Genomic DNA, 16,328 nt, shown 5'->3' with positions numbered 1-16,328 from the left:
GAATCACTTGCTGAATAGCATCAAGCGTTGGGCCTGCCACATGGTCGGCGTAGATCTGATCGCCGCTCATCATCAGCATATCGGGTCTTTCAGCGACGGTTTGCTTGGCAATCTTGATATCGGCTGCGACTAAACTGTCTTTGCTTGGATGATGCGGATTACGGCAAGAGCCATGCAGAATGTAATCAGCTGAGGTCGATATCTTAAACTCAACGCGAGATTTACCATTGTAAACAAGGTGAGGGGCGAGCTCTTTTAGTGAACCTGACTCTGTGTGAATGTCATATTCAAGCAGCGTATTAGTCGGAAACTCACCTTGTAAGCGAATTAGCGTTATCCACGCATATGTACCGACTTGAATCGAATCATGCTCTTCAAGCGATGAGGTATAAAACGGTTGGTCTTGTGCTGCTCCAGAATCGTCTATTTCTTGAGTATGAAGCTCGGCTCTGCCTGTAAGAGGCGAGCTGGTGGCTAACCAAAGTACCACTTCAGTCGCGGTGGTTTTTCTTAAAATGGGTCCGGCGAGCAACAGGGGAAGAGATGATGTCGTAGAGGGTTTCAATACGGTACCTAAAATCGTTGGTGGTTAGTCGTCGTGGAGTTCTTTTGTTTCGAGCTTGTTCGTGTCTGGCTTTGTGGTTTCAAGCTTTGATGCTTCAAGTTCTACTGAGTCAGATTCTGTTGATTCAAGCTCTGTTGATTCAAGTATTTCGATAACTTCCGAGCTAGAAAGTTCATGACCCATTAGAAATATTGCCAATAGAGCATCGGCTTTGGTCTTGGTATCAGAAGGCTCGTCTAACAACAGTTCGAGCTTTTCGCGAATCATAGCAATCTCGTGCTCAACAAAGCCACGGCCTTCGTCGTCCCCTTGGTTTTCTTCGGGGGCATTATCGAATTCAAGAAATAGCATGTCACCGTCTAGGTTGGTATCCACCAAACGCTCGGGCAACCACGCCTCACCCATAACAATATCTGGATCGGAATATTTGGGTAAGTGATCTATAATGTTTTGTAATTCGGAGACTTTCACAATACTTTCATTTAACCGAGAATATTCTACATTGTAACGGTCAATGCCAAGCAAACCTAAAAATAGTTAGCCGTCATGGTTAATAAATGTCTATTCAGTAACACAATATTTATTACAAAGAGTAATTAGATAAGAATGAAGCTCAAATATTTACCGACTCTTCCTTCAACTGGGGTGGTTTTACTAGGTAGTGCTTTCCTAAGTAGCGTTTTCCTGAGTGCTAATGCGTGGGCCGCTGAAGAGCAAGAGTGGGGCATCGCTGCAATGTTCCGTACTGCGAGCATCCCTTATGACACGTCTGGTGGTGACCAATCGGTTAGCTCATTCGTACCGATGCTGTTTTTTAAGAACGATTATGTGTTCATTGACGGTACCGAGATGGGGGCATACCTCTATCAAACTGACGATGAGAAGTGGTCTTTCAATGCTATCTCTCGCATGCGTTTTATTGATATCCCAGCGTCTGAGCAGAACGCGATTGAAGGCGATACGGCGGATTTCGGTGCTCAACTGACCTACCAGCTTGATGATTCTTGGTCTGTCGAGACGGAATTAATGAGCGACAGTGAGTACAACTTCCACGGTAACTTACGTGCGAAAGCCAAGTATGAAACTGGAGATTGGGAGTTTTACCCGAGCGCGACACTTCGTTATAAAAGTGCTGATTTCAACAGTGAGTATTACTCCGCGTCTAATGAAACCATTGGTGCCGGTGTTGACTTAAATGTTGGTATTGAAACGCGTTACCATGTGGTTTCAAATTTGTACTTATTGGGTTCAACCAGTGTGACTCGATTAGACGATAATGCCTACGATTCGTCGATAGTCGAAGACCGTTATCAAGGTGAATTGTACCTTGGCTTTGGTTTCTTTAACGACAAAGAGAAAGCACCAAAACCGAAGCTGAGCAATGCGCCGTATTTACGTGTCGCCCACGGCTGGGCTACGCCATCCAATATTGGCGATATCATGAAGTTCAATCGAGAGAAAGACGAATACAACAACCAGTTGACTTCGTTCTTCTATGGACACCCGTTAACCGATGAGATCTTCGGCTTCCCATTGGACATCTACCTAACGCCAGGTATCGCGCACCACTGGAGTTCAGACGTACAATCAAGCAGCACCGAATACATTATCGCAATCAAAGCGTATTACACCTTTGATTGGCCAACTCAGTGGCGTCTAGGTGTGGCAGAAGGTATGTCTTACATCGATTCGATTACGTATATCGAAGGCTCTGAGATGGACCGTAAAGGTTACACCGCAAGCCATCTGTTGAACTACTTAGACTTCTCATTTGATGTGAACGTCGGCGACTTGATCGGTAAGAATGACTTGAACAACTTATGGTTTGGTTACTCATTGCATCACCGTTCTGCAATCTTTGAAAACGCATCCCAGTTCGGACGAATCAAAGGCGGCAGTAACTACAACACGGTTTACTTCCAATATGAGTTTTAAGCGCAGTTTTTAACGTTAGCTTTAAACCAGAGTTTACTAAGTACGACTTACATTTGACCTCGCTTTCATAGATCCTGCGAGTGTTAGTGAGATTAATCAGCCTGATAGCAAAAGGTTTTCCCTTTGCTGTCAGGCTTTTTTGTTTGAGACTTGTGATATAATCGCGCGAGTTTAATAAGTATAAGAATAGGACACGCTTTGACTTCGTCTCCGGAAAAAGCAGATAACAACAAGAATGCAGCACAGCCAAGTTCTTCACAGAGCAAAGCCAAGCCAAACCAAGCTGCATCGAAAAAGTCTGCTGAACAATCAAATACCAAAAAAGCTGATCAATCAGCGACAAACAACAAATCATCTCAGAATAGCCCAGCCTCTCTTCGTAAAGCGCTCAACGAATGTATGATGCGCGATCGCTTCCGTTTGAGTAAGCGAATTGCTGGTGCGAGCAAAATTAAGAACGAACAAGCTAAGCACGCTGTCTTTGATGAGATTGCGTTAGACATTGCTAAGTCAATGATGACGGCAACTCAGCGTGCGGCACAGAAACCAACGATTGAATACCCAGAAATTCTACCGGTTAGCCAAAAACGCGAAGACATCGCGAAAGCCATCGCTGAAAACCAAGTGGTTATCGTGGCGGGTGAAACGGGTTCGGGTAAAACCACTCAGTTACCAAAAATCTGTTCTGAGCTTGGGCGTGGCCGCTTTGGCTTAATTGGTCACACTCAGCCTCGTCGTCTTGCGGCGCGCTCGGTTGCGAACCGTATTGCTGAAGAGATGGAAACACAGCTGGGTGAGTTTGTTGGTTATAAGGTTCGATTCAACGACCAGATTTCTGACAACACCCAAATCAAATTGATGACCGACGGTATTCTACTGGCGGAAATTCAACACGACCGATTCTTAAATCAGTACGACACCATCATCATCGATGAAGCGCACGAACGTAGCCTGAACATCGATTTCATCATGGGTTACCTGAAAGAGTTGCTGCCAAAGCGTCCTGATCTGAAAGTGATCATCACGTCGGCAACCATCGATCCAGAGCGTTTCTCTAAGCACTTTAATAATGCACCAATCATTGAAGTGTCTGGCCGTACTTACCCAGTTGATACGCGTTACCGCCCATTAGGTGGTGGTGAAAGTGATTCAGACCGCGACCAAATCGAAGGCATCTTTGAAGCCGTTGATGAGCTGTGTGATGAAGGCCTTGGCGATATCTTGATCTTCATGAACGGTGAGCGAGAAATTCGTGATACCGCAGATGCATTAAGTAAACGCAACCTTCGTGATACCGAAATTGTCCCGCTTTACGCGCGTCTATCGGCCGGTGAACAGAACCGTATCTTCCAGTCTCATACTGGTCGACGCATCGTTCTGGCAACCAACGTGGCAGAAACCTCGTTAACCGTTCCGGGCATCAAGTATGTTATCGACCCGGGTACGGCGCGTATTAGCCGCTACAGCTATCGTACTAAAGTGCAACGCCTACCGATTGAGCCTGTATCTCAAGCGAGTGCTAACCAGCGTAAAGGTCGTTGTGGTCGTGTTGCGGAAGGTATCTGTATTCGTCTGTACTCAGAGGAAGATTTCGAATCACGCCCAGAGTTTACTGACCCAGAGATCCTTCGTACTAACCTAGCATCGGTTATCCTTCAGATGACAGCGCTAGGCCTAGGCGATATTCAAGCGTTCCCATTTGTTGAAGCGCCCGATAAGCGCAACATTCAAGATGGTGTAAGACTGCTTGAAGAGCTTGGTGCGATCGCAACAGCTGAACCAGCTGCAAACAAAAACAAGAACCACGGCGACGACAAGAAGAAGCTAACCGCAATTGGTCGTAAGCTGGCGAAGCTGCCTATCGATCCACGTTTAGCGCGTATGGTTATCGAAGCACCACGTAACCGATGCCTACACGAAGTGATGGTGATCGCGTCTGCGTTGTCGATTCAAGATCCGCGTGAGCGTCCATCAGATAAGCAACAATCGTCTGATGACAAGCACAAGCGCTTCTTCGATAAAGAGTCTGACTTCATCACGTTTGTGAACTTGTGGGATTACATCAAGCAGCAGCAAAAAGCGCTGTCGAGTAACCAGTTCCGCAAACAGTGTAAGCAAGATTACCTCAACTATTTACGTATCCGTGAATGGCAAGATGTGTACTTCCAAATTCACCAAGCAATGCGTGAACTGGATACTAAGTTGAATACAGAACCGGGCAGCTATGATGGCATTCACATGTCACTGCTATCAGGTCTGCTTTCGCACATCGGTATGAAAGACCAAGAGAAGAATGAGTATCAAGGTGCACGTAATGCGCGCTTCCATATCTTCCCTGCGTCTGGCTTATTTAAGAAACAACCGAAGTGGATCATGTCTGCTGAGCTGGTGGAAACCTCGAAACTTTGGGGCCGTGTTATCGCGAAGATTCAACCTGAATGGATTGAACCACTAGCGAAACACTTGATTAAACGTAGCTACAGCGAACCACATTGGTCGAAGAAACAAGCAGCGGTAATGGCACACGAAAAAGTGATGCTTTACGGAATCCCAATCGTACCTAAGCGCCTTGTGAACTACGGCGCGATTGACGCAACCGTCAGCCGTGAGTTGTTTGTACGCAGTGCATTAGTAGAAGGTGAGTGGGAAACCAAACATGCTTTCTTCAAGCAGAACCGTAAGCTTTTACAAGAAGTCGAAGAGCTAGAGCATAAATCGCGTCGTCGTGACATCTTGATCGACGATGATGAACTGTTCGATTTCTATGACCAGCGTGTTGGTGAAGAGGCGGTATCTGGCCGTCACTTTGATACATGGTGGAAGAAGACCAGTCAGAAAACCCCTGAGCTGCTGAACTTCGAAAAGTCGATGCTGTTCCGAGGCGATGCTAGCCACGTTACCGATTTGGATTACCCGAACTTCTGGCATCAAAACGGTATTAAGCTCAAGCTGAGCTACCAATTTGAGCCGGGCGACGATAACGATGGTGTAACGGTACACATTCCGCTGCCTATCTTGAACCAGATCGACCAGAACGGTTTTGATTGGCAGATCCCGGGTCTACGTCAAGAGCTAGTGATTAGCCTGATTAAGTCGTTACCTAAAACGCTACGCCGTAACTTTGTGCCTGCGCCAAACTACGCTGATGCTTTCTTGGCACGTGTGACACCACTTGAAGCACCGTTACTGGATTCTCTTGAGAAAGAGCTACGCCGCATGACGGGCGTGGAAGTAGTGCGTGATGACTGGAAGTTAGACCAGATTCCAGAGCACTTAAAGGTAACATTCCGCGCTGTCGATCATCGCAAGCGTAAGCTGAAAGAACAGAAAGATCTGCATGAGCTGAAAGAGAGCCTGAAAGACAAGGTTCAAGAAACGCTTTCCAAAGTAGCAGACGATGACATCGAGCAGCAGAACCTGCATACGTGGAGCTTTGGTGAATTACCAAAAGTCTACCAACAGAAACGTGGCGGCTACGATGTTAAAGCCTTCCCTGCGCTGGTGGATACCAAAGACAGCGTAGAGATCAAACTGTTCGAAACCGAGCAAGAGCAGATCTCGGCAATGAAATCGGGTCAGCGTCGTTTAATCCTGTTGAACGTGCCATCACCGATCAAATACTTGCACTCTAACCTGCCGAACAAATCGAAACTTGGCTTGTACTTCAACCCATACGGACAGGTACTCGATCTTATCGATGACTGTATCGCTTGTGGTATTGATAAGCTGATTGAAGAGAAGGGCGGTTTGGTTTGGGAACCAGAGCAGTTTGAAGCACTGAAAGAACACGTACGTGCAGAGCTAGGTGATACGGTTGTTGAGATTGCTCAACAGGTTGAAACCATCCTAACCACGGCATTCAGCATCAGTAAAAAGCTGAAAGGACGCGTGGATCTTTCAATGGCATTCGCACTTTCTGACATAAAAGCTCAAGTAGAAGGTTTGATTTTTAAAGGTTTTGCCACAGAATGTGGGTGGAAACGCCTGCCGGATATTCTACGCTATATGAGAGCGATTGAACGCCGCATGGAAAAACTGCCAATTGACCCGAACAAAGATCGTCTTCACATGATCAAAGTTGAGTCAGTAATGAATGATTACAAAGAACTGCTGAATAAAATTCCAAAAGGGATCGCGGTTCCAGAAAATGTAAAAGAGGTGCGTTGGATGATAGAAGAGCTTCGTGTAAGCTTCTTCGCACAGCAGCTTGGCACGCCTTACCCAGTATCAGATAAGCGTGTTAAAAACGCGATTGATGCTTGCTAAAGGAATAAAGCTAGACGCAATGGCAAGGTTTGGGTATAAATCTTGCTTATTGCATTACTAATTGAATAGTTATTACATACAGGGCGACTTGGTGGCAATTTATTACCACTCAAGGCCTGCCACTAGGACGAAAAAGGTCGAATATGAAAAAAACGTTATTGGCACTAGCACTACTAGGTGCATCTTCAACAGCAATGGCTGATTCTTGGTTGTACGGCGGTGTAATGGGGGGCCAAAACTCATTAGGCAACAAAGAAGAAACAGCGATGGGTATCCACGTGGGTACAGGCATCCTTCCACTAATCGGTGTTGAAGCGGGTTACTGGGATCTAGGTTCTTTCGACAGCGTTAAGTACGGCAACCGTGACCTAACAAACCTAGATGCAAGCACTGCTTACCTAGCGATCAAACCAAGCATCGATTTCGGTCCTCTTCACGTATACGCGAAAGCTGGTCTTCACTCTTACGATCTTAAATCTGACGGCTTCAAGCAATCAGGTGAAGATGTAATGTACGGTGTAGGCGCTGAATACTTCATCTTTGGTCCACTATCTGTAGGCGCTAGCTACCAAAACTTCAAAATGAAAGATGACGACTCAGGCGTATTCACGCTAAACGCAACTATCCACCTACTGTAATTAAACAGTAAAACGATCGTAAATAACGGTCGGATAGTCGTTAAAGAGTTCGTGAGAATTTATAAAAAATGCCAGCTTGATAGCTGGCATTTTTGTATCTGTTAACCGGGTAATTGCAACTCTGTTTTCTTATAACAGGTAGCGAGCAGACGGTTACTTTTTACTGTTTAGAATACGCTGGATTCTTGGGTTAATCGCTTTGCCGTGTTGGCTTTCGTACTCTTCACGTTTTAAATCGTTCAGGTTCTTCACTGAGTTAGCGGCAAGCAGGAATTGCGGCAACTCCGTTTCTAGCATGCCTTTTTCATCCAAACGCTTTGCTTCCAAGTAGTACTTCTTAAACAGACCATCCAACTTGTTCTCAGCGGTGCGCTTCAAGTCGTACAGTTTGTTTTGGATTAACCACTTTTCAATCTTGTTTACCGCAGTGCGCGACAATACACGGATACGGCTATCCAGCAACTCTTCTTCCGTCAAAGAATCTTTCAGGATCCACAGTTCACCCATTTGCGGCGGCCAACTGTTGCCAAGCTGAATACGCTCGTGACAGTGCATTAGCACGCGGTTAAGGCCGTCTGAATCAACAGAGTTAGCAAACTCAATAAACTTACCGCTTGGCTCACTACCGTACTGATATTCCCACTGTGTTTCGTACACGCTCAAGAAAGAGCCAAACACGTGAATACACCAATCCGTTAATTCCAATTCTGCAGGATCTTGATCAACAACAGGTACTTGTTGAGACGCACCAGAATCCGCAGCTTGTGCAGCCGCTACTTTCACTTCGGTACTTTGCGCTTCAATCACTTCAGGTACTAATGGACCTGTAGCGTCAGGTACAACAGGTTGAGCTGGCTCAGAAGGTTGGCTTTTTGCCTTTTTGAATGAGCTGCTGCCTGAAGCGTTCAGATGGGCTAAGCTTTTGTCGATACCCATTTCCTTGAGCTTGTCCTGCATTTCCTGAATATTGAGAGGTCTTCTGCTGTTGTTGTCTTTCATTTTGCTTCTCGTTAACTAACCAGTACTGCAACTTAGATTCGATGCGTGATATTGGCATTAGTTCATTGGCTTTGGCTTTATACCAGAGGACAAATTTTTTCCATACTAAACTATGGTCACCAGCAAGGCCGGAGAATTTAAACGCACGTTCCGCCCATGTTGGAATGATCTCTTCATCCAAATCATGCGTTGAAACGGTGTTGCTGTTCATTGAGCCTCGGCCTTGTGGGCGAGGGGCCTGTTGCATGTGTTGCATTGGCGCCGGAGCAGGCTGAAACTTAGGTGCAGGTGCAGGTGCAGGTGCAGGTGCAGGTGCCGTAGAGTAGACCGGAATACTATTGGTCGGTTGAACCTCAACGTGCGCCGCAGCTTGCTCTTGCTCAATGAGCATTTTGAAAACGTGAATCTCTTTTTTATCTCGATAATCTACTTTCACCTTATCGAGAAAACCTTGGTCGACTAAACACTTAAGACAGTCGGCTAAACCAAACGTAGAGAGAGCACAAAGTTGACCTGCTGTTTGTAGGCACACATTGGTGTAGCCGAATTCGTCAGCACCGTCTGCAAGCATCAATAAAACCAGCTTTTCTGCAGGGCTAGAAGTATTCACTTGCCAAGCTAAGTAAGAATATTTGGCGCTCAATATCGTGTTCTCAAAAAAGGTAAGTCGTTGTCACTATTGTAAGTCACCCCTTACCGAATTTATAGCAACTTAACAGAAAACGGCATTAGTGAGACAAATAATAACCATAAGGAGAGGTCAGACCCAGAAACTTAGCATAAGCCAACAAATTTTTGGTTGTGAGCTACTTGAGTTGCTATGTTGAAATGAGCAACAGAACGAATAAATACCTAAAACAGTAAGGGTTTATACCCGCCAAGGAAGGACACGACAGAAGGAGACTGTATGCCAACCAGTGTGGAATTCACCATGATGCCGGAAAACGGAACCTCGTTTACCAAGACAGAATGGGAATTGAAGAAAGAAGAGATTAAAAAGCGAAAGCCAGAAGTACTTAAACATATCGATAAATCGACTCATATGTCTCAAGGCTTTCGTCTAGTCAATAACAAGGCTTATCAACAAGCATTGGCTGAATTGAAAGCCAGCTTACAAGGACAATCCTTTCGCAATACCGATCAGGGCAAAGTCGCGCAGTTGATGTATTCGATCCTAACAGACGACAACGCATTCAAAACTTACCTGAGCGAAGAGATGCAAGGCAATGTGGTGAGTTCAACCAACGGCTCTTCAAAGATCATGTCGAAGGGGGCGAGCTTTAAAGCCAAGAACCAACTGGCGAATGCCCATCTAAAGCGTAAGCAGTTATTCATGATGTATCGTGACATCATTCAAGCGCAAGAAGAGCTAAAAGAGTTCTCTAAGCATGTTGTCTCAATGTTCAATGGTAAGCTATCGGTTCCACCGGGCGCGTATGGTGGTATTAAGAGCTTCAATGGCGCATTGGATAAGATCACCAACCGAAACCCGCTAGACGATATTGGTGACCTCAAAGACTGTGCCCGCATGACCATTGAGTTCGACAGCGTAAAAGCGATGTCAGCGGCGAAGGTGTTTATATCAAGAACTAAAGAGTTCAGAGACCTAGAACACTACCAGTCTGCTTTGAAAGATCGCTATGGATTTGGTTCTCAGTTATCCGGGCTCGACCGTTTCAATACCAAAGCGCAAAAGTCGGGATACAAAGACATCAAGTTCTTCTTGAAGATGCAAAACGGCATCATTGGTGAGTTACAGCTCAACATATCGGGTATGTTGGTCGCCAAAGAGAAAGAACATGTGATTTACGATATCTTGCGTGATGCTAAAGAGGGTGCCAAAACCTTCACCATCGTTAATAAAGATGTGTTGGACAAAGTGAAACACCACATGAGCCCAGAGTGGTTCCAATTTATTGATACCCGTATTCCTGGCGTGAGGCCACAACTGATGATCGTTAGGCAGATGTTGAGCCGACTGAACGGTAGCACGGTGTCGTCGTTAACTGTCAGTGAAACCGAGTCAGAAGCCTTGAAGACCATTAGCCTCGCATTGTATGCACAAGGTGAGAATGGCAAGGCACTGCTTTAGTCGGTATTACCTGAGCTCTAACTTCTAGGGTGTGTCAGCTTTAAACACTCATCAGGGGCTATGAAACCTTCCAAGCCAGCGATTTTGGTAGTCGCTGGCTTAATTGTACGTAGTGTAGTGACTATTGATGATCCTCTTAGCTATTTCCCATTTATTTTCTATCTATTCACAAATTGTATTTAATTTATAAAACACCTTGATATGATCAATATTTGCGCTATTATGACGATAAGTCAGAAATGACGAAGCGTCACAAAATGGTTAACTACATGAATTTACTATTCGTGTTAATATATTGGATAGGAGTGTTTTAAATACTGGCGAAGCTTAGATGATAGCTAAGCTAAAATACGGACTGAGAAATTATGTTTGGCTTTGGTTGTAAAGGCGATAAACAAGGTATCTTTGGTTGTAAAGGCGTGTTGTCTAAAAAGCAGCAGTCTATCGCAGACCGAGAAGTAGAATTGATGTTGTTAGCAAAAGATCTGGTTCGAGAGCAAGGGTTCGGAAACCTCACGATGGATAAGCTAACGGCAGCGAGCTCTTATTCAAAAGGTACGATATACAATCACTTTTGCAGCAAAGAAGACGTAGTTTTAGCCTTGTGTATTCACTCTTTAAAGGCCGAAGCATTAATGTTTGCTCGTTCTGGAGAGTTTGAAGGCAACACACGCGAAAAGGTCGTTGCATTACACGTTGCTTACCGAATCTATGTTCGCATGGAGCCGGTACTATCAACTTGTGCGATCATGGCAAAAAGCCCGTGGGTACTAGAGAAAGCGTCTAGTGCACGCGTATCCGAGATGAATGAACTGGAAGAATTGGTGATTGAACAAGCCGATTTAATGGTTAACCAAGCAGTCGATGCTGGTGACCTAAAATTCCCTTCTGGTATGGGTTCAGACGCCATCGTGTTTGCAAACTGGTCAATCGCATTTGGTTCAAATGCCTTGTCACAGAATGCTTCAAACAGTCATTGTATTAAGCGGTTACAAGACCCGTATTCAGTATTATACAACGCGAACATGCTACTAGACGGCCTCAACTGGCAGCCTCTTTCTACTGATTGGGACTACCGCAAAACTTGGCGTCGTGTAGAGCAAGAACTGTTCAGCGAAGAGATTGCCTACTTAGAATCTGTAGGTCGATAGCTTCCATTAAACCCACTCATGTGGGTTTATTAATAACCATTAGTGACGATTCGTCATAAACTTAAGTTTAGCCTAGTGTGGTTTTGGTTTTCTTGAGTATATGACTAAGAATTGTGTTTTTGTCAGCTTCGGCTGGCTTTTTAAGACACAACTATGACGAATCGTCACAAATGGAGACTGTGATGGAACATGACAGCCAGAAGCCAGCTTTCGATCACCAAAATCGAGATAACCGTAACGTCGATAGCGTAAACGGGGATCTAAATAACAGTTGGCACTCAATACCGACCAAGCGTTCGTTTATCGTTCTGCTGGTGGTTTTTTCAATCATCATTCTCTCTGCATTAGGGGCAAAGAACCTCTACTTTAGAGGGGACTACAACATCTTCTTCGAAGGCACCAACAAACAGTTGATGGCGTTCGATGAAATCCAAACTACCTTTGCGAAAACCGACAACCTCGCGATTGTTGTCGCACCTGAAGGCGGCAATGTCTTCACCCCTGAAACCCTCACCTTAATTCAAAACCTCACGGTCGATGCGTGGCAGATCCCGTACTCAAGCCGTGTCGATTCGCTGGCCAATTATCAGCATACCGAAGCCGTTGAAGATGACCTCTTAGTGGAAGACCTGCTGTATGAAGAGTACGAGCACACGCCCGAGCGAATCGCCAAAGTCAAACAGATCGCCCTAAACGAACCACTGCTTAAGAATGCCTTGGTGTCAGCCTCTGGCGACGTGACCATTGTGAACGTCACCGTGCAATTGCCAGAAGTGGATAAAACCGCGGAAGTGCAAGAGGTGATTACGGCCATCAACGCCATGATTGGCAAGTACCAAGCTCAGTACCCAAATGTTGAATTCCATAAAGCGGGCATCATAGCCATGAACAACGCCTTTATGACCTCGGCTCAAGAAGACAGCTCAACGTTGGTGCCATTAATGCTGCTAGTAGTATTGGTGTTCCTGACCTTTATGTTGCGTTCGTTCTTTAGTGTGGTGGCGACACTTATTGTGATCATCTCTTCAATTGTCGCAACCATGGGTTTATCTGGTTGGGCAGGGATGTTCTTGAGCACCGCGACGGTTAACGTTCCAACCTTGGTATTAACCCTTGCCGTTGCCGATTGTGTTCACGTGATTGTGACCATGAGACAAGCCATGCAGCGCGGTATGGAGAAAGCACAAGCCATTCAATACAGCATCAAGCTCAATGCGATGCCGATTCTGATCACCTCGGTGACCACTGCGATTGGTTTCTTGATGATGAACATGTCGGACTCTCCAGTGCTACGTGATTTCGGTAACTTGTCGGCACTAGGCGTACTCATCGCGTGCTTCCTATCTGTAACTATGTTGCCTGCATTGTTAAAACTGCTGCCAGTTAAACGTCTATCTGCCAATCCTAAGGCGGCAGACAAAGTCACCTTTATGGATAAGCTCGGTGATTTTGTCGTTACCAACCGCAAAGCACTGCTGCCTGTTTCAACTCTTGTGATTGTCGGTGCTGCTGCGTTAATTCCACTCAACAAAGTAAACGATGAGTCGGTGAAGTATTTCGATACCTCAAGCGAATTCAGACAAGCGGCCGACTTCATGGAAGAGACCGTAAGCGGCATGACGACTCTCAGTATCGCAGTGAAAACCAACGAGTCTCAAGCGATTGCTGATCCTGTGTTCTTGCAAGCGATTGGCGACTTTACCGAGTGGCTACGCGTTCAACCAGAAACCGACCATGTGGCAACGCTTTCTGATGTTTACATGCGTTTGAATAAGAACATGCACGGCGATGATGACAGCTATTACCAGCTACCGCTTAACCGAGAGCTAGCCGCGCAATACCTACTGCTTTACGAGATGTCTCTGCCGTATGGCTTGGACTTGAACAACCAGATCAACGTCGATAAGTCATCGATCAAAATGGTACTCACGGTCGACAACCTAGGCAGTGTGGAATTGGTGGAACTCGAAGAGCGTATTTACTCATGGTTTGCCGCTAATGCGCCTCAGTATGAAGTGGTCGCGTCGAGCCCATCACTGATGTTTGCTCACATTGGCGAAACCAACATGGCGAGCATGCTATCAACTCTGCCTATTACCTTAGTGCTTATCTCTGGCTTGATGATCTTTGCATTGCGCTCGGTTCGCTTAGGCATGATCAGCCTAGTGCCAAACATTGCGCCTGCGATTATTGGCTTTGGTTTATGGGCGCTTATTTCTGGTGAAATCAACCTCGGTTTGTCAGTCGTGGTCACGCTCACGTTGGGTATCGTGGTCGATGATGCGGTGCACTTCTTAAGCAAATACCAGCGCGCCAGAATGGAAGGGAAATCAGCAGAGGAAGCGGTTCGATACGCCTTCCACACCGTTGGACGCGCATTGTGGATCACTACTGTCGTACTCGTAGCAGGCTTCTCTGTGCTGGCGATGTCGAGCTTCAGACTCAACTCCGATATGGGCTTACTCAGCGCGATTGTGATTTTCATTGCGTTGGTAGTCGACTTCATCTTGCTACCGAGCCTACTGATGATCTTCGACAAACAGACTCACTACTCAGATAAACCTCAGCACGAACCACAATCACCTAAAACAGATCCATCTAGATCAGCGCAAGCTAACCCAGCCGGCGAACTGTCTACTTCGACCAAATAAGGAATCGTCAGCCTGCTGCGGTGGGCTGACTCAAGGAGAAATTTATGAAAAGCGTTAAACAAACATTCGTTACCACATTACTGACCGCCAGCTCATTAACGATGGCCGCGCTATTAGCCTTCCCAGTGTTAGCAGACCCTGCGAAAGGCCTAGAAATTGCCGAGCAACGCAAAGCCGTGGATATGGGGTGGGGCGATTCTGTCGCGACCATGGAGATGCTACTTCGCAACAAACAGGGCGAAAGCAGCTCGCGTCTAATGCGATTGAAGTCGTTAGAAGTGGATGACGATGGCGACAAAGGGCTGACAATTTTTGATGAGCCTCGCGACGTAAAAGGCACGGCTTTCTTAAACCATTCACACATCTCTAAATCGGATGACCAATGGTTGTATTTACCTGCTCTGAAACGTGTAAAACGCATCTCTTCACGCAACAAATCGGGCCCGTTTATGGGCAGTGAATTTGCTTACGAAGACTTAAGCTCGTTTGAGCTAGAAAAGTACACCTTCAACTACATTGAAGACGCCAAAATCGAAGGCGTCGATACCTTTGTCTTGGAGCAAGTACCGACCGACAAAAACTCTGGCTACACCATGCAGAAAGTATGGCTAGACCAACAATATTACCGCCCCGTTCAAGTGGAGTTTTACGACCGTAAAGGCGCATTGCTGAAAACCCTGTCGTTCCAAGACTACAAACAATACCTAAACCAATACTGGCGCGCGCACACCATGTCGATGCAAAACCATCAAACAGGAAAAAGTACCGTCTTAACCACGACAGATTTAGCGTTCCAGACCGGTCTTAAGGACAAAGATTTCCAGAAAAACACACTGAAACGTGCAAAGTAAGGCAAGAATATGAAAAGGATTGTGTTAACAGGAACGCAGTTATCTTTAACCTTGGCGGCGACAGTTGGGCTTATGCAGGTGTCGTTGCCATGTGTGGCGGCTGGATTTAGCTCTGAGTTCGTAGAACAGGTCACGCCGGAACTCGCAGGGCAGGTTAACCTTGAACACAGGCAGTTCTTTAGCGACGGCTTGCAAGGGCAAGATAAAGGGCAAAGCTCACTGGTTTTGCAGCCAGAGTTTTATTGGGAACAACAAGAGGGCAACGGCAGTTTTACCTTCACGCCGTTTTATCGGTTAGACAGCGAAGACGATGAGCGAACCCATGGTGACGTTCGTGAAGCTTTGTACCTCACGTATTGGGATGATTACGAACTGCGAGCGGGTGTTGGCAAGGTGTTTTGGGGCGTCACCGAATCGGCGCATTTGGTGGATGTGGTAAACCAAACCGATGCCATTGAATCGGTCGATGGCGAATCGAAGTTAGGTCAGCCAATGGTCCACTTCACATCAATCAAAGACTGGGGAACCATAGACGCCATGCTACTGCCGTATTTTCGTGAGCGTACCTTCGCTGGGGAAGACGGCAGATTAAGGCCAACTGTGCCCATATCGGACGATGCGCTTTACGAATCTTCGCGAGAAGAAAAGCACGTCGATGTAGCATTGCGTTATAGCCAAATGTACGGCGATTGGGATGTCGGTTTAAGTTATTTAGGTGGTACGAACCGTGACCCTTATTACCGTGTGGAAGGCAATCAGCTCAAGCCGTATTACGCGCAAATGCAGCATTTCGGGCTCGATGTTCAAGGCATTATCGGTGACTGGTTATGGAAGCTGGAAAGCATTTATCGCGACAGTTACGACAACCACACAGGCGTAGCAACAGGCTTTGAATACACTTGGGTTGGGGCGCTTGAATCATACTGGGACATAGGCTTCATTGCGGAATACTTGTATGACAGCCGAGGCAATAACGCCCAAACCATCGGCCAAAACGATGTGTTCCTTGGTGCACGTTTTGCCTTGAATGATGAAGATGGCACCGAAGTGCTTACAGGTATTACTCAAGACTTAGATAACAGCGATGTCTACAGCGCGAAGCTCGAAGCATCAAGCCGCATCAATAACAACCTTAAGTGGCGATTAAATGCTTGGTTGTTTGAGAACGAAACCCCAGAAG

Annotated in this window: 11 protein-coding genes and 1 pseudogene; 8 read left to right on the top strand and 4 right to left on the bottom strand. The window is 46.1% G+C overall.

Translation table 11 applies throughout. The annotated features are described in order from the left end of the window. Together IQQ51_RS27615 and IQQ51_RS23135 are read right to left on the bottom strand one after the other, a co-directional pair. Positions 1-565, bottom strand: a pseudogene (locus tag IQQ51_RS27615) (alkaline phosphatase family protein); the annotation flags it as partial. A 24-nt stretch (positions 566-589) separates the two neighbouring features. Continuing rightward, the gene (locus IQQ51_RS23135) at positions 590-1,090 is read right to left on the bottom strand and encodes a hypothetical protein (protein ID WP_050654446.1); all 501 of its coding nucleotides are present in this window, start codon (positions 1,088-1,090) and stop codon (positions 590-592) included. An 81-nt stretch (positions 1,091-1,171) separates the two neighbouring features. Here IQQ51_RS23135 and IQQ51_RS23130 point away from each other — a divergent pair, with 81 nt between their 5' ends. From IQQ51_RS23130 to IQQ51_RS23120, 3 genes are all read left to right on the top strand, one after another. Next, on the top strand, positions 1,172-2,500 hold the full coding sequence (locus IQQ51_RS23130) for a MipA/OmpV family protein (RefSeq protein ID WP_193842227.1): 1,329 nt from the start codon (positions 1,172-1,174) through the stop codon (positions 2,498-2,500). A 198-nt stretch (positions 2,501-2,698) separates the two neighbouring features. After that, the gene (gene hrpA, locus IQQ51_RS23125; protein WP_193842226.1) at positions 2,699-6,766 is read left to right on the top strand and encodes an ATP-dependent RNA helicase HrpA; all 4,068 of its coding nucleotides are present in this window, start codon (positions 2,699-2,701) and stop codon (positions 6,764-6,766) included. Between the two features lie 143 nt (positions 6,767-6,909). Beyond that, complete coding sequence (locus tag IQQ51_RS23120; protein ID WP_050650132.1) at positions 6,910-7,404, top strand: outer membrane beta-barrel protein; 495 nt, start codon at positions 6,910-6,912, stop codon at positions 7,402-7,404. A gap of 153 nt (positions 7,405-7,557) precedes the next feature. On the opposite strand, the gene IQQ51_RS23115 is transcribed toward IQQ51_RS23120, so the two are convergent. Together IQQ51_RS23115 and IQQ51_RS23110 are read right to left on the bottom strand one after the other, a co-directional pair. After that, positions 7,558-8,340: a hypothetical protein gene (locus IQQ51_RS23115; RefSeq protein WP_050643231.1), complete on the bottom strand. Its 783-nt coding sequence runs from the start codon at positions 8,338-8,340 to the stop codon at positions 7,558-7,560. Next, positions 8,261-9,046 carry a hypothetical protein gene (locus tag IQQ51_RS23110; protein ID WP_086775387.1) on the bottom strand — a complete coding sequence of 262 codons (786 nt, stop codon included), beginning with the start codon at positions 9,044-9,046 and terminating at the stop codon, positions 8,261-8,263. The genes IQQ51_RS23115 and IQQ51_RS23110 overlap by 80 nt, the downstream gene beginning before the upstream one ends. 264 nt (positions 9,047-9,310) lie before the next feature. Here IQQ51_RS23110 and IQQ51_RS23105 point away from each other — a divergent pair, with 264 nt between their 5' ends. The 5 genes from IQQ51_RS23105 to IQQ51_RS23085 form a co-directional block, all read left to right on the top strand. Then, positions 9,311-10,495, top strand: coding sequence for a hypothetical protein (locus IQQ51_RS23105; protein WP_065103719.1), 1,185 nt, complete (start codon positions 9,311-9,313; stop codon positions 10,493-10,495). Between the two features lie 365 nt (positions 10,496-10,860). Then, a complete protein-coding gene (locus tag IQQ51_RS23100; RefSeq protein ID WP_193842225.1) occupies positions 10,861-11,646 on the top strand; it encodes a TetR/AcrR family transcriptional regulator in 786 nt (261 codons plus the stop codon). A 119-nt stretch (positions 11,647-11,765) separates the two neighbouring features. Then, positions 11,766-14,297, top strand: a complete 2,532-nt coding sequence (locus IQQ51_RS23095) for an efflux RND transporter permease subunit (protein WP_193842224.1) — start codon at positions 11,766-11,768, stop codon at positions 14,295-14,297. A 44-nt stretch (positions 14,298-14,341) separates the two neighbouring features. Continuing rightward, on the top strand, positions 14,342-15,148 hold the full coding sequence (locus IQQ51_RS23090; protein ID WP_059019364.1) for an outer membrane lipoprotein-sorting protein: 807 nt from the start codon (positions 14,342-14,344) through the stop codon (positions 15,146-15,148). A gap of 9 nt (positions 15,149-15,157) precedes the next feature. Continuing rightward, on the top strand, positions 15,158-16,328 hold a 1,171-nt coding region (locus tag IQQ51_RS23085), incomplete at its 3' end, for a hypothetical protein (protein WP_228013183.1).

The sequence above is a fragment of the Vibrio sp. OPT18 genome, assembly GCF_015163615.1.
Taxonomy (GTDB): domain Bacteria; phylum Pseudomonadota; class Gammaproteobacteria; order Enterobacterales; family Vibrionaceae; genus Vibrio; species Vibrio coralliirubri.
This window is presented reverse-complemented; position numbering and strand designations above follow the sequence as displayed.